The following is an 18,531-nucleotide window of genomic DNA, read 5'->3' on the forward strand; positions in this document are numbered from 1 at the left end:
CTGCGTCGTCCTACAAAACAGCCGGTTAGGTGATGTGTTCGAGTCGCCGCCCATGGACGATTTTTGCCTATTGTGAACGACTGAAATCGCCATTCAATGAACCGGATTCCGAGAACGTTATCCAGGAATACTGGAAGGATTTAGGCTCGACTTGATGGCTCCGCCGCCGATAGCTGCCCAGATCAGCGCTGTGGCAATAAGTACAATGTTCGAGCACCTGAATCTGTTCAATACTCACACCGCTCGCCACCAAGTGGCGCAGCGCATATTTTCGTAGATCAAACCAGGCTTCATTATGTGTGATCTCAGGTTCGACCCAAGGCACACTCGCCGGTGGCACGCGATAGGGGGTCCACGGCGCAGAATCGTTTTGCCAAAGATGGCTGTCGACATGTTCAATACCTTCGACAAACTTCCTGCTCACCTCATAACAACAGGGGCCGATAGATGGGCCTATCGCTATTCTCAATCCCGCAAGAGAAGCACCTTCTTTCTCTAGCCGGCCGATCGAATGACCGAGAATACCTGCTTTCAAACCCTGCCATCCGGCGTGGATTGCCGCTACAAGTGGTTGATCAACCGAAGCAACCAGAACAGGCAAGCAATCGGCAGTAATGACCGCTATCGCACCCTGGACTCCTCTTGAGAATAGTGCATCGGCGACAGGACGTTCATCTCGTCCTTTCCCGTCAGCATCGACGATGTGCGTACCGTGAACCTGAGCACAGTAAAGTGTTCCTTCCGGCAGCGTTAAATTTCCCGAAGTCTCGAAACCGTGGTCCACGCCGGGGATTTCGAGCAGCAACGAAGACAGGTAGGTCATAGAGCAGATCCTATCGACGGCAACCCGGGTACCGGCATATCATCCGTAAGAGGGATGGGTCAAGTTCGCTTAGAACTCTATGTTTCGGATGAGGTGAGCCCACGTTTAACGGCGTCTCAAATTTGCTGAAAAAAGGCAGGGTTACGCAAGCGATCCGGAAAATTGCGGAAGCGATGACTAAATCGCAGGCATTAAAAAACCCCGTAGACGCTAATCTACGGGGTTTCTAAGAGTGGAGGCCGAGGTCGGAATCGAACCGGCGTAGGCGGATTTGCAATCCGCTGCATAACCATTTTGCTACTCGGCCTCAAACGATCAATGCCCTTGTTGCTGACATTCACCGCATACAAACTTGAGTGGGCTACGTGATGCCTGCCTCTACTCTAAACCATTGAATACATTGAAGTTTTTAATGCTTCATTGCGTTCGATGGGCGCCATTATGTACTCATTTGCCTAGGCCTGCAACCCCTTGATTTCAAAAAATATTCTGCCTTGGCATCAAGGGGTTGCGCGTCTGCCCTACTCCTTCACTGTTTGGATTTGGTAGTGCGGGTCGGCCTTGATCTGGGCTTCGGTGAAGGGCAACGGGTGCAGTTTTTTCTCGGAGAAGCCTTGGGTCTGGTCCTTTGAATAAGCGGACGCCGGGTTGCTGGACTCGGAGAATGCCAGGACGCCGACTGCGTTGGGGCCTTTGTCGTCGAAGCTGACGATTTGCAGGTAGCTGGTGCCGCTGACGACTTCGCGTTTGCCGTCGGCGCGGGGCACGGTTTGCATGGCGTTGTAGATACCCAGTTCTTGCGGGCCGCCGTGGATGGGGGTTTGGCCGGAGACTTGGATATCGCCCCAGCGGGTCTGCCCCAATTTGCTGACCTCAGCGCTGGAGGCCAGCATGGCTTCCAGCAGGGCCTTGGCGACAGGGGCGCGGTCAATGGCGAGGCCGCTTGGGGTGGTCAGTGGATGGGCCGGGTCGAAGGCCACGCGCCAGGCATCGGGGATTTGCTGCAGGTGTTGCATCAGGTTGATGAAGTGCACCAGGCCCACGCCGCTGTCGAGGTTGGCGCGCTGGTCCCAGTTTTTCAGGCTGGTGCACAGCGGTTGTAGCGCGTTGGCGTCGGTGCCGAGTTGGTTGGCGCAGAATGTCAGCAAGTCGGGCATGACCTGGCCCGCCAGGTACACCTCGTTGTCCATGACCATGTCTTGCAGATCAGTGACGGTGATCGGCTGCTGCTCAAGGGTTTGCAGGCGCTGGAGCGCGAAGCGCGCGCGCGGGCCGAGGCCGATGTTGTCCTGGCTGATCACCGGCGAGAAGCCGCTCAGCGGCGCCTTGGGGTTGGCCATCCAGGCAGAATCATTGGAGTGCTGCACGTAGTCGGTGCGTTGCAGTTGGGGCAACTGGTCGGCCGGAAAGATACCGGGCTGGGCCGCGCGCGGGTCGATATCCCAGGCGCAGGCGCTGTGGGCGCCGTCAAGCATGATCATTTGCAGGCCGGCCCGTGGGTCGCTGCATGTTGCCAGTTTAGCGGCGCTGACGTTGGGCACCACCGACAGGTTCATGTACAGGCTCTGGCCCTGGTCATCGGCGGCCAGGGTGTTGACCCAGGGGATGCCTTGCAGGGTATGCACCGAGCTTTGCAGTTCCTTGAGGCTGCTGGCGCGGTTCATGGCGTACCACTGTTGCAGCACCCGGTCGTTGCTCAGGTTGGCGTCGCGCAGGCTGAAGGCGTAGTGGCTGTCCCAGTCGAGCTTGCCCGGCCATTGCACCACGGGGCCGAACTGCGAACTGTAGACGTTGTGGGACACGGCCTTGAGGCTGCCGTCAGCTTGCTTGACCTGCACTGTTACGGCCGTTTTTTCCAGTGGGATGGACTTGCCGTCCAGCAGATAACGGGTGGCGTCCTTGGGGTCGAGGGTCAAGCGGTACAGGGTGAAGTGTTTGGAGGTGTCGACGGTGTGGGTCCACGCCACATGCTGGTTGAAACCGATGTTCACCACGGGCAGCCCTGGCAATGCGGCGCCCATCACATCCAGCTGGCCAGGGATGGTCAGGTGCATCTGGTAAAAACGCATGCCGCCCAGCCAAGGAAAATGCGGGTTGGCCAGCAGCATGCCACGGCCATTGAATGAGCGGTCACGGCCCACGGCGACGGCATTGCTGCCTCGGTCCAGCGTGAAGCGTTGCTGGTTGGCCGCGGCCAGTGCAAAGCCTTTGGCGTCGGATTGGACATCGGCGGTGGCTTGGGGTGGTGTTGCCCCGACCAGGGCTTCGGCGAATTGGCCGACGCCCCCTTCCACCAATAGCCTGCGGGTCAACTTGACCAGGTCTTGGACTACCAAGGGCCGTACCCACGCGGCCTGGCAATGCGCGGGTGCGCCCTGCTCCTTGAGGTAACGGTTGTAGCCGGCCACGTACCCTTCGAGGCGCTGTTGCATCTGCGGGCTCTGGGCTTTCCAGAATGCCGCCACTGCCTCGGGGGTATTCAACCAATTGAAGAACACATCGCTGGCGAGGTTGTTGCGCTCTTCCAGGGTCGCTTGGTCCGGCCCGAAAAACTTGGCGCGCTCGCCATTGACCGTGACCACTTCATTGGCCAGCAAGCACAGGTTGTCCTGGGCATAGGCGTACCCCATACCCACCCCCAGACCACGCTCGTCAAAGGCGCGAATATGCGGCACGCCATAACTGGTACGCCGGATATCCGCCGACGCCTGCGTCACTTGCTCCCGTGCCGATACGGCCAGGCTCAACCCCAGCAACAGCCCTGCCACGCCCACTCTGGACAACCCGTTGGAAATAATCACGCCGACTCCACAGTCAAATTGAACACCCTCACAAGGGATGGTTACCCCACCGTAAGAACGCAAATCGACCGGAATAATTTAGCCGCACAAGGCTGTATATCGTCAGCGCTTGAAAGGTGACAAATCTGATACCGACAAATTTTCTACATTCATCGTTTCATGATTTGCCTCACTCGTTCGTCTTATTACTCAAGAGCACCATCTTTTCCTGATCAGGCTCTGAAAAGAAAAGGAGTTTTTGCATGTATAACCCGCAAGTGCCCACGGATGGACATTCAAAGGCCACCGATACTCACTTTGGCAACGATACACAGGCGTTCGGCAACGCGCCCGAACAGCAAGGCAACCAGCGCATACGCCACTTACTCAAGTGTTTCGGTTTGCGCACCAGCCTGATTCGACTGAAGGTCATCGACGCCCTCCTCACCGCTGCCGCCAACCAGCGCACCCTCGGGGTACGCGGCGTGCACAGCCACCTGCTGGAGCTGGGCATTCCGTTGTCGTTTCTCAGCGTGCGCGAGGTACTCAAGCGTCTGTGCAGCGAGGGTGTGATCACCCTGAACGCCGACAAGAGCTACAGCCTCCATGAAGAGGCTGCCAAGGTACTCGAAGGTCGTGCCTGACTGACACGCGTCAGAAGTTAGGCTTGACCTTGCGGCGCATGATGCCGTTGATCACCACGACGACCACGGCAATCGCGATGGCCAGGTACTGGAAGGTTTTCTCGCTGATCACGCCAGTGTTCTGCAGATAAGACAGGCCGAACATCGCGCCCAGTACAGCCAGGGCAATCAGAAGCGAGTATTTCAAGCGTTGCTTTTGGGTCATGACGAATTCCTGGACCTGAAGGATGTATCCACTGTGTATCGCCGCGCATGCCAAGCACATACCCAACTACGGGGATGGCACGGCGTCGGCGGGGTCTTATGTTACAGGCGATGAACAGATTTGGCTTGTCCTACGCCTGACAGACCTTTGAAGCCCCTTGGAGAATTGTGAAATGCTTCGACGACTCATCCTGCTGGTTCCCTTGATGATCATGCTGAGCCTGGGCGGTTGTTTCTTCTTCCCGCGCGGCGGTGGCTGGCATGATCGCCACGATGATGGCGGCCGAGTTTACGAACGTCGCTGATCCCCTCGGGAGTACTCCGCCCTAACGAGCTGCCCCTGCGTGCTCACTGTGTGCAGCAAGCCCACTTTCCCCGTGTTGCTGCACCGACGCGTTACATATTCGTTAATAACATTTCCCCGGGCGCCTTCGGAACCTTCCGACGCTCTCATCCCAATCATTCGAGGCCCAAACAAGGAAGAATCATCCCTCGGATTATCATCAGGACGCGTGGGCCAATGCCATTGGAATAACTCACTTGATTTCAGGTATCGCCCACCATCGCCTGCGCCGAAACGTCTCCAGCGATGAAATCGCCGCTCCTGCCCACACCCGTCCGATGCCAGGGACGGTCCAGACGATAGCCGTTCCGGACGTGGATGCGATCACGCCGGTCAGTGCGATTCGTTCTGACCTGATCAAGGGCCTTCAAATAACTGATCAACGCTTGTTGCTCAATCAATACCAACAACTCAACCAGGACATCCAGGCACTGCTGCTGCGCCAGCCGACGCTCAGCAGTGTTATCGAGCAGCAATTGAATCGCAGCTTCGGTACTACACCGCCTGTAAACGCCTCGTCACTGTATGTGCATCGCTATCACACTGATGAACACGGCCAACGCACATTAATCTCGGTGCAGAGCATCACCGAAGCCCTGTTCAACGCACTGCGCCAGCTCAAGGCACCTCCCGGCGCCCAGGCCTCGACCAGTACTGCCAGCACGGAAGTCGGCTTCTACACCAGCGCCTCGCCAAGCGAAAGCAGCCAGCAATTGCACGCTCGCGACACCCTCCTTTCGATTGCACAAACCATCGAAAAAGAACTGCCCCTGAGCCTTTCCCGATTCTGGACCGAGCCACGCACGGGCGAACCCAACCCCGAGTCACCCCAGAACGAATTGCTCAGTATCCACCGAGAGATGCTGTCCACCCTCGCCGCCTTGGGCGTGGAAGACGGTGCGTTAACGCCCGCCGCCAAATCATTGATCGACAAGGCGCTTGAGTATCCAACCCTGCAGGCTCGGGAAAGCGCGATGAGGGATGGCGAAAGGCCCGGTGTCTACCCGCTCAAATTGGATACCCCAAGCCCAGAGGGAAGCCTGCTGGCAGGGGCCTTCCTGATCACCAGCAGCGATGGATCGTCGGCGACACGCCCATTCAGTAGCGCACAGACAGACCGCACCTTACTTCCTGGCCAACAGCAAGGCCTGACGGTGCTCTACACACCTCGCGATGGCTACGAAACCTTCGACAGCCCGGCCAAGGCACTTGCGACCTTGCGTCAACGCATTAATGACGACCCCGAAGCCGCAGCGCAGCTACTGCAGAGTTTGCCGGTGGAGGTTCAAAACGGCTTGAAGGATGACTGGAAAAATCACTTGAGCCAGGACCTCTCCCCAGTGACCGGCGACGTCATTGCCACAGGCGTGCCGCAGTTGCTGGAGCGCCAGCGGCATCAGGTGAGTAACGCACTGCAAGCGTTGTATGAGTCGAACAACGTTGAGCCGACGCTTGTCGACCCGTGGGGGCATCTTCTGACTGAGACGGGCCTGCCTGAGGCTGCCGACCTGGGACCGCATTTCGACGGCAACAGCGCCCTGTTGGCGCGTGCGCAATGGCTGGACGAGCGCGCGAACAGCATCGACGCGCGCCAGGCATTGGATCAACGCCTGGGTGATCAGAAAAACTGGCGATACCTTGCGCAAAAACTCAACGAGTCTGCCCAGGCCTTGCCGCAAAGCCCAACAGAACGTGAGGTGTCGGCCCTGCTGAAAAATACGCCGATGAATATCGCGCCAGACTCAGCCCATTACCAAGCCTACATACGGACACCTGGCATGTCCGTAAGCCTCGAAGCCTTCCTGCTTGAAAACGGCGTGCCATTGCCCAAGACCGTGGTCGACTTGCTGGCCTTGGCGCAAAGCGCAAAAGCACGCGCACAGCAACACCCCTTGGGCAACTTCGCAGGGGGCCTGTCCTGGCCGATCCCCTTGGATGTCAGCCAACAAGACACGCTGCGCACGGCCGCCGTCGAACATGCCAACAGCGATCCCGACTTACCGCAGGGGAATCCCAAGCGCGGCGTACTGGAACATCTGGGTAGAAACCTGAGTTTCTCCGAGCAGGCACTGGCGGACCCGGTCAAGGTGCTCGAAACCCTGATCAGCTCCAAGGATGGCCAGGCTCTCGGCCAAGCCATGCAAACCAAAATGAATGGTATCGCCACCGACACCAGCGCAAACGACTATGCGCTGGCGGCGATCCAATTGATGCTGGATCCCGAGTCGTTGACGGCGCCTGTGCGAAACCATGTGGCGGGTTTCGACCTGGCGCAGAAAAGTCATTGGGGCAAACCGCTTTCGACCATCACCAACAGCCTGCGCCAACACTTGATTGACACGGGGCGCGAATCCCCTGAGCTCGCTGGCGCGGCCGCACATCTGTTACTCAGACGCACTGCGCCGCAATTGCTGGTCAAGGACATTCCTGATTCGGTAGTTTACGGCAGCGCCGCGTGGGCGAACCTTTGCATTGCAGTAGCCGCCATTGAAGCCAAGACTCCAGGCCGCGTGGCCGCCCTGTCTTATGCCGAAGTGATGATCACCGCCGACACTGCTGGCGCCGTGCCCGCCTCTGCGCAAGCCGCAGTGATGTTGGATTGGGCCGTGGCCAATGACATTCTTCCAGCGAAAGACGATGCCCTGTATCAGCCAGCCGACCTGGAAAAAGCCCAGGCGCTGTTCAAAGCACAACTCGATACGCTGATAGAAGCCTCATCGCTCATCGGCGGGAGTTTTCCAAGCCGTAAACACATGGCGCTGGACCTCCTCGTGAAGACATTCGGCCCTGGCATGGATTTCGAGCTCAAGATGTTCTCCAGATACAATGGCGATACGCCCAGCGCGCCGCGCTCACTGGTGGAAATCGTCATGGAAGAACGGGTCATGGAGGGTCGCTGGGTACTCACGAAAGAAAATACCGGCGTGGACCTTGATGCCGTTATTGCCTTCACCCACAGCGCGCCATTCAATATTCAACGAGCGTTTGAGGATGCCTTTTCTACCGCCTTGGACAATCATAAGACCGTTAAAAAAACAGCTCTCCTCAACGCGCTCAGCAACCTGCCGCCCGAAGACAGAAAAAACTTGACCCAGGGCAAGCTCAATTATTTTCAAGAAAAAAGTTACAAGGTGGGCATGATCCCTTTCGAAGGTGACACCTTGTTTCACACCAGCCCTACGGTACTGGTCACCGCGCAAAACAATGGACAAACCACCACCTATGAGTTCGATACGGTAAACGGCGTTATCCGAAGCCGGGGCAACCGAAAAACACCGGCGGCCCCTGTCAAGTTCTCCAACGAGATAATCAGGGAAGAGCCATTTTATCCGGACAGAGACAACGTCAAGATCGTTGACAGCGGGCAATCGATTCTCGCAAGTATCCCGGCCAACCCTGTGCCGTTTTCATGGTTCGACCTGGGTGATTTGAAGGAAAGCAAGCTGGATCGCGAACAGCCCTCCACGGCACCTCAGCCGTATATGTTCCTGAACCCACGCACTCACCATATCGCCGACTCCGTGCTCAAGGCGTTGGACCTGGACAATCCCGCCATCAAGAAAGCCGCTGCGGGGACCACGACCTTTGAGCGTAATCATGAAAAGCTGACGAACTTCAAAGAGTTTTTGCTCGACCTTATTCCCTTCCGTTCCGCAATCGTCAATTTCATGGACGGCAACTACGGCGAGGGGATCACTGACGTCACCCTGGATATTTTCGGTTTGGTCACCGCCGGCATCGGCTTGGCGGCCAAACTCGGAAAAGTACTGGGTACGGCTGGGTCAGCAGTGAGCAAGGCGCTCAAGGCAACGAAAATCATGGTGCCAGCCCTGCTCAAGGAGTTGAACCCGTTAAACGGCGTGGGTGATCTGCTAAAGGGCTCAGGTAAACTCATTTACGAAAGCGTTGAAGCGATAGCTGGTGCGGTGCCATCCTTAAAGGGAAGCGCAAGCCACGAAGCGCTGATCAGCGCCGCAAGCCGCTACGAGGCAGCGGCAACCGGGACCTTCAAGGTGGGCAACCAGCGGGTTCATGGCTCTGCCGTCAAACACAACGGTAAATGGTACCCCTACGATGTGCATAAGCAGGAGGCTTACGGTGCGCCTCAAGCTTTTGATCCTGCGCATACGCTGATGCCACCCTCACCCCATGCTGACTTTTCCCCTCGGGGGCACATGAACGCTCGGCAAAACACGCGATTTCAACCCTACAAAAGACCCACCCCAAAAGCGCCGAACATCAATGGACACACGCCGACGATCGTAAACAAAACCGATCATCTGGACGCCATCAAAGACGAATACGTAAAACATATTAAAGGCGCCCCCAACGAAGGCCACTTCACACCCAGCCGAAGGCAACCGACACAAGAGCGGTTCAACGCAGAAATGGAAGCTTTCCATCAAAAACTGGACCCGTTGAACCCACAAAATCGCCCCATAATTCCAGAAACGAAACCTTACGAGACAGTGCCCGACCTGATCGAAAAAGCCTTGGACAATTCGGACGTGGTGGTATTCGGGGAGAGTCACCAGCATTTGGCCATGTTCCGCGAAATTGACGCAAGCATCGACCTGTTCAAGCGCAAAAATGTAAAGGTGGTCGGCATTGAAGGTGTCGTCTATGACAACAATGGACTACTCAAGGACGATGGCATGGGCCATACAGGCCACGGTTTGCGGCCCGCCCACCCTCAATTCAATCTGCAGACGTTGATCAGAAAATTCAAGGATGCCGGAATAGAAGTCGTGCCCCTTGACCACTTTTATCTGACACGCCACCGGCATGACCGTAAGGCCTACACGACGCTAAGCGAAACCGAACGAAACCTGAAAAGACTCAAAGAGTTCAACTACTACGCCGCACGCGTCATTGAACAACACAAGCATAAGGGTAAAGTGATCGCCTTGGTGGGCCGCCAACACATCAACTCCACTCAAGGCGTCACCGGCTTGGCTGAGGCGACCGGAGGCATTGGCATCGGTGTTTACGAACGAACAGGCATGAAGGTGGGCTACGGCACGAACTCCACGGATGCCAAACCGGGCCCGCTGGGTACCCTGAACGCTGACAACGATCTGGCGGGAGATCTGCAAATCTTTTCGCCAGCAACCTGATAACACGCTAAATAGTTGCCTGCGTAGCACGCAGGCAACGTTCGAGCCCATCAGCCGCCATGCACCCACCGCTGGTGCAACCAACGCGCTAACGCATCCAGCGCAAACCCCAGCACCCCAATCACCACCACCATCGCCATCAACTCCGAATACGCCAGGCGATCACGCGTATCGAGGATGTAATACCCCAGTCCCGCACTGACCCCAAGCATTTCGCAGGGCACCAGTACGATCCACAGGATGCCGATGGCCAGGCGCACGCCGGTCAGCACATGGCCGACGACGCCAGGAATGATCACCCGACGCAATGTCTCCCAACGCGTCGCGCTCAAGCTCTTGCTCAACTGCAACCAGCGCGGGTCGAGCTGACGCACGCCCGCTGCGGTGTTGAGCATGATCGGCCAGACAGCGGCAAAGGCCAGAAGGAAGTAGATAGGCTGATCGCCCACACCCATCAGCATCACCACGATCGGCATCCAGGACAGTGGTGAAATCATCCGCAGAAACTGGAACGCCGGCGTGGTCGCCGCCTCTAGGTTACGCGAACTGCCCACCAGCAACCCGAGGGGTACGCCTACCAACAACGCGATAAACAGCCCGACGAAAATACGCTTCAGGCTCACGGCGATATGCAGGTACAACTCACCCCGCCCGAGCAATTCCCACAAGCTGCTGGCGGTGGCCTCCAGGGAAAAGCGCGCCGATAGGCCATCAGCCTCGCCGAACACGTTCACGCCCAGCCACCACAGCACCAACAAACCCGCCAAGCCAATCAGCCCCAGCCACCAGCCGGGGATTCTGCTGTTGTTCAAACGCCGATCTCCTCGTGCCGCTCATAACCATCCGGCAAACCGAAGGTCTGCATGCCACCCACGGCTTCGATCGCGTTGCGCACGAAGCGGTCGTCCACCAGGTCCTTGGCCACGAAGGCAGGGTCCAGGCCTGCGAGAAACTTCTTGTCGCCTTCGATCAAGGTGTCCTTCAAGCGCCGCACCAGTTCTTCGGTGTAGCTGGGGAACGGGTACGGTTGGAAGTCGATGCGGTGCTCGTCCCAGTTGGCGTGCTGGATCGCGCCGTCGGCCACGTAGGAGGCGCGGTCGCTGGCCGCCGGCGCCAGGACTTTGCTCAACACCGGCTCGGCATGGGGCGTGTAACGGTTCGGGCCATCCTTGGACAGCAGCTTCACTGCCTCTTCACGGTTGTCGCGGGTCCACACCTGGGCCTTGACGATGGCGTTCACCACCTTCTGCGACCACTCCGGACGGTTGGCCAGGTCGTGCTCGTGCATGAACACCACGCAGCAGGCATGGTTTCGCCACACGTCACCCGTGAAGCGTTGCACGCGACCGACCTTGAGGTTTTCTGCCAAGGCATTGAACGGCTCGGCGACGATGTAGCCGTCGATGCGTTTGCTCGCCAAAGCCGGAGGCATGTCCGAGGGCGGCAACACGATCAGGTTGACCTCATTGGCAGCAATCGAACTGCCGGTGGCGCGGGTGACCGGCGTGAGGCCGTTATCGCGGAACAGTTGCTGCACCACCACGTTATGGATCGAGTACCAGAACGGAATCGCCACCGACTTACCGCCCAGTTGCTTCACGTCGGTAATGCCTGGGGATACGGTCAAGCCCGAACCGCCCACATGGTTCCATGCCACGACTTTGGCCGGGACCTTACTGGCGTAGCGCGCCCATACGGTCATTGGCGACAGCAGGTGTATCACGTTGACCTGGCCGGAGATAAACGCCTCGATCACCTGGGCCCAGCTACGCAACAACACCGGGCGCTCGGCCTTGATGCCTTCGGCTTCGAACAGGCCGTTGTTGTGGGCAACCAGCAGTGGCGTGGCGTCAGTGATGGGCAAGTAGCCGATGCGGACCGGCGCGTCGGGCTCATTGGCGGCGCGCGCCTGCAGGCTGCTCAACAGGGGCAAGGCGCCCGCGGCACTGAGCACGGCAGAGAGCTTGAGAAAGTCACGGCGCGAGTGGGTCAGGTCATCCAGACACATGGGTAAACTCCTGTTGTTCAAGGGGGTTGGGTTGAGGGCGGCTCGCCTGCCGTAAGGTTTTCAAAATCTCGATACGCAGCGCGCCAATGGCCTCGACCTGCTCTTCCCGAGGGTGCGGCAGGTCGATAGCCCACTCGCCCAACGTCCGCGCCGGGCGGTTACCCAGTAGCAGGATGCGGTCCGACAGCAACAGCGCTTCGTCGATGTCGTGGGTGATCAATACGGCCGCCGAGCCTTGCTCACGATTGACCTTGAGCAACAGGTGCTGCATATCGGCGCGAGTCACTTCATCGAGCGCGCCGAAGGGCTCGTCGAGCAGTAACACTTGTGGCTGACGCGCCAGGCAGCGGGCCAGTGCCGTGCGCTGTGCCATGCCACCGGACAATTGCGCCGGGAACTGCTGACGCGCAGGCTCCAGCCCCACCGCTGCAATGGCGTGGTCAACACGACGGCGGCGTTCTTCACCACTCAAGTGCGGTTGGCGAGCGAAATCCAGGCCGAAGGCAACGTTTTTTTCCAGGGTCAGCCAAGGCAACAGGCTCGGGTCTTGAAAAGCCACCACCACGCGCGGATGCGGGCCGCTCAACGGCTCGCCCAATACCTGCACGCGGCCAGCCTGAGGTGCCTGCAAGCCGGCTAGCACGCGCAGCAGGCTGGATTTGCCCACGCCGCTCGGGCCTAGGATCGACACCACTTCACCCGGTTGCAAGTGCAAGTCGAAGCCTTGCAACACCGGCCCGCTGCCATACCCCAGGCAAATGCCCTGGGCCGTCAATACCGCCTGGCTCATAGATTGGCCTGGCGGTGTAGCTCGGTACGCAGTTGCACCAGGCTGGGCGTTACGATCGGTACAAAGGCCGACTCGCGCCAGCGCCGGGCAAAGCCGCTGCCGTGGGCGGTCAGGTAGGCCTTGCCACCGCTGGCTTGCAGTTCAAGCTGCACAGCGCTGGCGGCGGTTTCGGCCAGCGCGATACGCAGCTTGAACAGCGGTATCGGCTCGGCGGTAAAGCGCCCGGCCAACAGCCCGCTTTTAAGCTCGCTGACCAGATGATCCAGGGTCACGCGCAGGGCTTCCAACTCGTCGCGCAACACGGTGCGACTGGCGCCCAAATGGTGGGCTACTTCAGCCAGGGAACGCCGCGCCAAACCAATCGACATGCCGCACTGCAAGCCTAGAAACGCCGGGCGTACCGCCGGTAAAAACTTGCGCGCATCCTCGTGCAGCAACCATTCGCGACTCAGCTCCACGCCTTCCAGGCCAAGCGCTGCGGTGTTGCTCGATTGCAGCCCGAGCAGCTCCAGGTCGCGGGAGCGCTGCAACCCGGCCACCGAATCCGGAATCGCCAGGATAAATGGCGCGCCGCCCCCTGCATGCTCGATGGCCGCCGCAGCGACAAAGCCATTCTTGCGCAAGTTGGTCACCCAGTGCAGGCGACCGTTGAGGGTCCAACCGTGGTCGTTGGGCTCGGCGCTGATCTGCAACGACTCGATACCCGACAGAAACTTCATCGCATTCGACAGCCCGGTGGCCCCAGCCAACTTGCCGCTGAGCAGGTCAGGCATCAGTTGCTCGCGCAGACGCTGATTGGGACTCTGCAGCAAGTACTCGATAAACGAGCGCTGGCCCCAGCACACAAACGCCGCCGCCAGGGAATGGCTGGCTACATTGGCGATGGCCTCGACCGCACCCGCCACGTCACCGCCCAGGCCGCCCAACTGGGTGGGTACACCGATTTTCAGAATATTGGCTTCTGCCAGCCGCGGCAGCACTTCCTGTGGATCGCAACTGCCCACGTCCAGGGCCTGCGCTTGAACATCGAGCCAACGGCTCAAGATTGGGTCAAGCATTCATGTTTCTCCTTTTACAGCAGGTGGGCCAACGCCAAATCAGTTGGCCGGTTTTTCCCAACGGTATTGCGCCAGCTCCGGGTTCAGCGGGGTACGGGCAAACACGTTGGCGAAGTTGCACAGGGTTGCCAGGCTGACCCCCAGGATGACTTCCAGCGCGTGGCCGTCGGTGTAGCCGGCGGCGCGGAACGCCTCAAAGCCCGCGTCACTCACATCCCCACGGGTGGCGATCACCTCACGCGTAAAGGCGGCGAGTGTCTCATAGCGTGCGTCAGGCAACTCACCCCGGCGGCGCAAGGCCTCGATCACCTCCTCGGGCAGCTTCGCTTTGTTGCGGGCAACCGCGGTATGGCCAGCGACACAGAAATCACAACCGTGGCTGGTGGCGGCAATCAATTGCACCACTTCACGGTCGGCCAGGCTCAGTTCTGCCTTGGCATTCAAGCCGGAGACGGTGATGTAGGTTTCCAGCGCGGCCGGTGCGTTGGCCAGTACGCCCAGCAGGTTAGGAATAAAACCCGAGGCTTTGAGCGCGTTTTCCAGGAAGGGTTTGGCGGCTTCCGGTGCGGTTTCAGGCGTGAGCAACGGTACACGGGACATGAAGTGGACTCCTGTTGGGTTTCAATGCCCCAGTCTGTTGGTTCTAAAAAAAGCGCTCAATAGGCTAAAGTAGCGATTACTTGCTCTTGAGTCTTTCCATTAGATGAATTCGTCCGATGTACTTGTCGATTGGTTATTAGATAGCCTCGAACTCAACACCAGTTTGTTTCACGTCGGCCGTTATTGCGGTGACTGGCACGCGAGCACCCACGGCCTGGCACAGGCGAGCTTCCATTTGATTGTGCAAGGCGAATGCTGGCTGCATATCGACGGCGATCCAATGCCCCACCACCTGAATAATGGTGACGCGGTGTTTCTGCTGCGTGACTTTGCTTTTCGCCTGTCCGGCCAAGCCACGGCAGCCGGCGCCCAGGAGTGCCCACGCCGTGCGATGCTGCCCCTCGACAACACGGCCACCGACGGTGTGGGATTAGTCTGCGGTTTCTTTCACTTTCAATCCGGCTTGTCGACACTGATCGTCGACACCCTGCCCAGCTGGATCATCCTGCGCGCCGGCGACCCGTCGCTGACGGCCGCACGCAGCCTGTTTGAGTTGATCCTGCACGAATGCGCACGCACGCCAGCGCCCTCTTCCGCGCTGCTGGAGCGCCTGTGCCACCTGCTGTTCCTGTATGTATTGCGCCAGCAAGTACTCGACAACACCGAGCTTGGCGGCTTGGCGGCGCTGGGCCGGGCACCGGCGTTTGCGCATTTGCTGGAACAATTGATCGCCCGCCCGGCCGAGCCCTGGAGCCTGGAAAGCATGGCGGCCTGTACCGGGTTGTCGCGCTCGGCGTTTTTCAAGCGCTTCAGCGAATTGTGCGGGCAGTCACCCGGGCAAGTACTGCTGATGATCCGCATGCGCCACGCCTGTGGGTTGCTCAAGGCGGACCAGACCGTGGCCGAGGTTTCGCTGGCAGCCGGGTATCAATCGGTGGCGGCGTTTACCCGAGCCTTTCATAAAGTTACCGGGCAACAGCCTGGCGCCTATCGCAGGGCGCAAGCCTAGCCTTGTAAACCGGTGCCGGGCCGGGCACACAACTGCACCAGCCAATCGACGAACACCCGCACCCGCTGCGACAATTGCCGATGGGGCGGGTACAACGCAGTCAGCGCCATCTTCGGCACGGCCACATCAGGGAGCACCTGCACCAGGGTGCCCTCGGCCAGTTGGCGCAGGGCGTGATAACGAGGTGCCTGGATCAGCCCGTAGCCGGCTTCGCACGCAGCGAAGTAACCCGCGGAGCTGTTCACGGCAACCACTTTCGGCAGGTTGATCGGATGCAACTCGCTGCCCAGCAGAAATTCCAGGCCAAACCGTTTACCGCTGGCACGGGAAACATACTCGACCATTTGGTGACCCGCCAACTGCTCCAGGCAGGTGGGCGTGCCCATGCGTTCAAGGTACGCGGGGCTGGCCAGCGTCAGTTGTTCCATCATCGCCAAGGGCCGCGCCACCAGCGATTCGTCCAAGGCCGGACCGCCCCGCAACACACAATCGACGCCTTCGCGAATCAAATCCACTGGCCGATCATTGAGGCCGATCTCCAACTCGATCTGTGGGTACAACGCGGTAAACGTTGGCAAAGCCGGAATGACAATCAAGCTCCCAATGCCTGAGGGCATATCAATGCTCAAGATGCCCCGAGGGTTCTGGCGCCGCGTGGAGAACACCGCCTCGGTTTCCTCAAGATCGGTCAGCAACTGCACGCAACGTTGATAGTACGCCGCGCCATCCAGGGTCGGGCTGACGTGGCGCGTGGTGCGCTGCAGCAGTTGCACGCCGAGATGGGCCTCCAGTTGCTTGATCAGAATTGTTACGGAGGCGCGTGGCAATTGCAGGCTGTCGGCGGCCTTGGCAAACCCGCCCAACTCGACAATCCGAGTGAACACGCGCATGGCGTTAAAACGATCCAAGAGAATGCTCCTGTGGGAGATTGTTTAGATATTACGAACAGTGATAGCACTTTTAACGGGTTTATCTGCATTTTTTCAAGGGTAACAATGGGCCCCTCATCACCAGGAGCTTCCCTATGCACACTCGACAACTCGGTAAAAACGGCCCGCATGTATCTGCCATTGGCCTTGGCTGCATGGGCATGACCGACTTCTACACGCCCGGCAGCGATACCACCGAAGCCACCGCAACCTTGCACCGCGCCCTGGAGCTGGGCGTCAATTTTCTCGATACCGCGGACATGTACGGCCCGCACACCAATGAGCAACTGATCGGCAAGGCTATTGCCGGCAAGCGCGACCAGGTGTTCCTGGCCAGTAAATTCGGGATTGTGCGCGACCCTGCCAACCCCATAGTGCGCGGGGTGAATGGCCGGCCCGAGTATATCCGCAACGCCATCGACGGCACCTTGCAACGCCTGGGGGTGGATACGCTGGACCTGTACTACCAGCACCGTATCGACCCCGACGTGGCCATCGAAGAAACCGTGGGTGCCATGGCCGACCTGGTAAAACAGGGCAAGGTGCGCTATCTGGGCCTGAGCGAGGCGTCCGCCGCTACTCTGGAACGGGCGCATAAGGTCCATCCCATCAGCGCCCTGCAAAGTGAATATTCGCTATGGAGCCGCGACCAGCAAGACAATGGCTGCCTCGCGGCCTGCCAGCGCCTGGGCATCGCGTTTGTGCCGTACAGCCCACTGGGCCGAGGCTTTCTCACCGGCGCGTTGAAGAGCCCGGATGATTTCGGCGCCGATGATTACCGACGCTTCAGCCCGCGCTTTCAGGGTGAGAACTTTGCGAAAAACCTGCGGCTGGTAGAACAGGTCAAGACGCTGGCGGCAGACAAAGGTGTGACGGCCGGGCAACTGGCGCTGGCCTGGGTCTTGGCTCAAGGCGATTACATCATCCCGATTCCCGGCACCAAGCGGCGCACCTATCTGCAAGAGAATGTGGAGGCGCTGTCGATTTCTCTCAGCGCGGACGAACTGGCTGCGCTGGATGCGATCTTCCCTGCCGATGCAACCGCAGGCCTGCGTTACCCCAAGGACGTGCTGGCCATGCTGGATATCTAGTGCCTGCTGGGAGCCCTTGTCCGGGCCGTTCTCAGCGGGATTGACGAACGGCCTGCCGACGCCCGTGCAAAGCGCGGGCGTCAGACTATCCTCACAGCTCCTAGTGTAAAAACCGCCACACAGGAGGTGTGTCATGCACGCGACTGAGCATTCGGTCCGCTTGGAGCAGATCAGTCAGGAACGCTTCATCCACACGCCGATCGAGGCGGTTTATGACTATGTGACCCAGCCCGACCGCTGGCACGAGTGGCACCCCACTTCCCTTAGCGCCGACACCGGCAACACCGGCTCATTGCCGATCGGCACGCGCTTTACCGAAATCATCGACCTGCTGGGCATACGCGTCTCCATGAGTTACCGCGTACAAATCGCCCGCCGCCCCAGCGAGTTCAAAACCGTGTTCACCTCCCTGGCGGTTGATGGTTCCATTCATTACTACTTGCGCGCTCATCAGGGCGGCACGCTGTTCAAGCGGGTGCTGACTTATGAAACCGAACTGCAACTGGCGTCTTTGCACGAGCGCATGGTCGCGTTGTCGGCGATTGCGTTGGACCGGCTCAAGCAGCGACTGGAAAACCAGCGCTTCGTATAATTTAGAAACATTACAACGGCGTCACATTGCAAACATACCCGCAAAAGCAGGGAGAATGCCCGGCTTATCGCCGCGCCTTCAGTGAGACCCACGATGAAAACCCCATTGCGACTGGCCCTGCTCAGTGCCTTGTTCACCACTACCTTGGCCCAGGCCGCCGAGTTGATCCCCATCGACGTCCACCGCGACGCCAACTGCGGCTGCTGCAAAAAGTGGATCAGCCACTTGGAGAGCAACGGTTTCAAGGTCAACGACCACGTTGAAGCCAACATGAGCGCGGTGAAGCAGCGCCTGGGCGTCGCGCCACGGCTTGGCTCCTGCCACACCGCGGTCATCGACGGCAAATTCGTCGAAGGCCACGTACCCGCCGAGCAGGTCCTGGCCTTGCGCAAGCGCAACGACCTGCTGGGCCTTGCCGCACCGGGTATGCCCTTAGGCTCACCAGGGATGGAAGTGGACGGACGCAGCGAGGCCTATCAAATCATTGGCCTGACCCGAGACGGTAAAGATGTAGTGGTAGCGGACTACCCGGCTCACTGACCG

The 18,531-nt window shown here is 59.2% G+C and carries 16 protein-coding genes and 1 tRNA gene; 7 read left to right on the forward strand and 10 right to left on the reverse strand.

The window, feature by feature from the left end:
* Positions 1 to 67: 67 nt before the first annotated feature.
* The 3 genes from pgeF to AB4P90_RS15565 all read right to left on the reverse strand — a co-directional run bounded on the left by pgeF (position 68) and on the right by AB4P90_RS15565 (position 3,624).
* On the reverse strand, positions 68 to 823 hold the full coding sequence (pgeF, locus tag AB4P90_RS15555) for a peptidoglycan editing factor PgeF (RefSeq protein WP_073452387.1): 756 nt from the start codon (positions 821 to 823) through the stop codon (positions 68 to 70).
* Between the two features lie 233 nt (positions 824 to 1,056).
* A tRNA-Cys gene (locus tag AB4P90_RS15560) sits at positions 1,057 to 1,130 on the reverse strand.
* Between the two features lie 214 nt (positions 1,131 to 1,344).
* Positions 1,345 to 3,624 carry an acylase gene (locus tag AB4P90_RS15565; protein WP_395605103.1) on the reverse strand — a complete coding sequence of 760 codons (2,280 nt, stop codon included), beginning with the start codon at positions 3,622 to 3,624 and terminating at the stop codon, positions 1,345 to 1,347.
* Positions 3,625 to 3,866: 242 nt separating this feature from the next.
* On the opposite strand from AB4P90_RS15565, the gene AB4P90_RS15570 reads away from it, so the two are divergent.
* A complete protein-coding gene (locus tag AB4P90_RS15570) occupies positions 3,867 to 4,247 on the forward strand; it encodes a hypothetical protein (protein WP_019817127.1) in 381 nt (126 codons plus the stop codon).
* Positions 4,248 to 4,257: 10 nt separating this feature from the next.
* Here the strand turns inward: AB4P90_RS15570 and AB4P90_RS15575 are convergent, their stop codons facing one another.
* A complete protein-coding gene (locus tag AB4P90_RS15575; protein WP_014718591.1) occupies positions 4,258 to 4,452 on the reverse strand; it encodes a hypothetical protein in 195 nt (64 codons plus the stop codon).
* Positions 4,453 to 4,624: 172 nt separating this feature from the next.
* Here AB4P90_RS15575 and AB4P90_RS15580 point away from each other — a divergent pair, with 172 nt between their 5' ends.
* Complete coding sequence (locus AB4P90_RS15580; RefSeq protein ID WP_019817128.1) at positions 4,625 to 4,756, forward strand: hypothetical protein; 132 nt, start codon at positions 4,625 to 4,627, stop codon at positions 4,754 to 4,756.
* A gap of 235 nt (positions 4,757 to 4,991) precedes the next feature.
* The gene (locus AB4P90_RS15585) at positions 4,992 to 9,911 is read left to right on the forward strand and encodes a membrane-targeted effector domain-containing toxin (RefSeq protein WP_395605104.1); all 4,920 of its coding nucleotides are present in this window, start codon (positions 4,992 to 4,994) and stop codon (positions 9,909 to 9,911) included.
* A gap of 50 nt (positions 9,912 to 9,961) precedes the next feature.
* On the opposite strand, the gene AB4P90_RS15590 is transcribed toward AB4P90_RS15585, so the two are convergent.
* From AB4P90_RS15590 to AB4P90_RS15610, 5 genes are read right to left on the reverse strand one after another with little or no spacing between them, the layout of a single operon-like run.
* Complete coding sequence (locus AB4P90_RS15590) at positions 9,962 to 10,723, reverse strand: ABC transporter permease (protein ID WP_032902405.1); 762 nt, start codon at positions 10,721 to 10,723, stop codon at positions 9,962 to 9,964.
* Positions 10,720 to 11,919, reverse strand: coding sequence for an ABC transporter substrate-binding protein (locus tag AB4P90_RS15595; protein WP_019817131.1), 1,200 nt, complete (start codon positions 11,917 to 11,919; stop codon positions 10,720 to 10,722). Before AB4P90_RS15595 ends, AB4P90_RS15590 begins: the two co-directional genes overlap by 4 nt.
* Entirely contained in the window at positions 11,906 to 12,709 is an 804-nt protein-coding gene (locus AB4P90_RS15600) for an ABC transporter ATP-binding protein (protein WP_014718595.1), read from the reverse strand. Before AB4P90_RS15600 ends, AB4P90_RS15595 begins: the two co-directional genes overlap by 14 nt.
* Entirely contained in the window at positions 12,706 to 13,767 is a 1,062-nt protein-coding gene (locus AB4P90_RS15605; RefSeq protein WP_014718596.1) for an acyl-CoA dehydrogenase family protein, read from the reverse strand. The genes AB4P90_RS15600 and AB4P90_RS15605 overlap by 4 nt, the downstream gene beginning before the upstream one ends.
* A 39-nt stretch (positions 13,768 to 13,806) precedes the next feature.
* Complete coding sequence (locus AB4P90_RS15610) at positions 13,807 to 14,367, reverse strand: carboxymuconolactone decarboxylase family protein (protein WP_032902407.1); 561 nt, start codon at positions 14,365 to 14,367, stop codon at positions 13,807 to 13,809.
* Positions 14,368 to 14,470: 103 nt separating this feature from the next.
* Between AB4P90_RS15610 and AB4P90_RS15615 the strand changes: the two genes are divergently transcribed.
* Positions 14,471 to 15,376, forward strand: a complete 906-nt coding sequence (locus AB4P90_RS15615) for an AraC family transcriptional regulator (protein ID WP_058409931.1) — start codon at positions 14,471 to 14,473, stop codon at positions 15,374 to 15,376.
* On the opposite strand, the gene AB4P90_RS15620 is transcribed toward AB4P90_RS15615, so the two are convergent.
* Positions 15,373 to 16,284, reverse strand: coding sequence for a LysR family transcriptional regulator (locus tag AB4P90_RS15620; protein WP_058409930.1), 912 nt, complete (start codon positions 16,282 to 16,284; stop codon positions 15,373 to 15,375). The genes AB4P90_RS15615 and AB4P90_RS15620 overlap by 4 nt on opposite strands.
* 116 nt (positions 16,285 to 16,400) lie before the next feature.
* Between AB4P90_RS15620 and AB4P90_RS15625 the strand changes: the two genes are divergently transcribed.
* The 3 genes from AB4P90_RS15625 to AB4P90_RS15635 all read left to right on the forward strand — a co-directional run bounded on the left by AB4P90_RS15625 (position 16,401) and on the right by AB4P90_RS15635 (position 18,528).
* Positions 16,401 to 17,396, forward strand: a complete 996-nt coding sequence (locus AB4P90_RS15625; protein ID WP_019817132.1) for an aldo/keto reductase — start codon at positions 16,401 to 16,403, stop codon at positions 17,394 to 17,396.
* Between the two features lie 133 nt (positions 17,397 to 17,529).
* Positions 17,530 to 17,988 carry an SRPBCC family protein gene (locus AB4P90_RS15630; RefSeq protein ID WP_038450277.1) on the forward strand — a complete coding sequence of 153 codons (459 nt, stop codon included), beginning with the start codon at positions 17,530 to 17,532 and terminating at the stop codon, positions 17,986 to 17,988.
* A 93-nt stretch (positions 17,989 to 18,081) separates the two neighbouring features.
* The gene (locus tag AB4P90_RS15635) at positions 18,082 to 18,528 is read left to right on the forward strand and encodes a DUF411 domain-containing protein (RefSeq protein WP_014718602.1); all 447 of its coding nucleotides are present in this window, start codon (positions 18,082 to 18,084) and stop codon (positions 18,526 to 18,528) included.
* Positions 18,529 to 18,531: the final 3 nt, after the last annotated feature.

Origin of the sequence: Pseudomonas sp. B16120, from assembly GCF_044218845.1 — a bacterium.
Taxonomy (GTDB): Bacteria; Pseudomonadota; Gammaproteobacteria; order Pseudomonadales; family Pseudomonadaceae; genus Aquipseudomonas; species Aquipseudomonas paracarnis.

Coding starts and splice junctions, on each gene's coding strand:
- AB4P90_RS15570 (WP_019817127.1), top strand. CDS start 3,867: ATGTATAACCCGCAAGTGCCCACGGATGGACATTCAAAGGCCACCGAT.
- AB4P90_RS15630 (WP_038450277.1), top strand. CDS start 17,530: ATGCACGCGACTGAGCATTCGGTCCGCTTGGAGCAGATCAGTCAGGAA.
- AB4P90_RS15610 (WP_032902407.1), bottom strand. CDS start 14,367: ATGTCCCGTGTACCGTTGCTCACGCCTGAAACCGCACCGGAAGCCGCC.
- AB4P90_RS15605 (WP_014718596.1), bottom strand. CDS start 13,767: ATGCTTGACCCAATCTTGAGCCGTTGGCTCGATGTTCAAGCGCAGGCC.
- AB4P90_RS15635 (WP_014718602.1), top strand. CDS start 18,082: ATGAAAACCCCATTGCGACTGGCCCTGCTCAGTGCCTTGTTCACCACT.
- AB4P90_RS15625 (WP_019817132.1), top strand. CDS start 16,401: ATGCACACTCGACAACTCGGTAAAAACGGCCCGCATGTATCTGCCATT.
- AB4P90_RS15595 (WP_019817131.1), bottom strand. CDS start 11,919: ATGTGTCTGGATGACCTGACCCACTCGCGCCGTGACTTTCTCAAGCTC.
- AB4P90_RS15600 (WP_014718595.1), bottom strand. CDS start 12,709: ATGAGCCAGGCGGTATTGACGGCCCAGGGCATTTGCCTGGGGTATGGC.
- pgeF (WP_073452387.1), bottom strand. CDS start 823: ATGACCTACCTGTCTTCGTTGCTGCTCGAAATCCCCGGCGTGGACCAC.
- AB4P90_RS15615 (WP_058409931.1), top strand. CDS start 14,471: ATGAATTCGTCCGATGTACTTGTCGATTGGTTATTAGATAGCCTCGAA.
- AB4P90_RS15580 (WP_019817128.1), top strand. CDS start 4,625: ATGCTTCGACGACTCATCCTGCTGGTTCCCTTGATGATCATGCTGAGC.
- AB4P90_RS15575 (WP_014718591.1), bottom strand. CDS start 4,452: ATGACCCAAAAGCAACGCTTGAAATACTCGCTTCTGATTGCCCTGGCT.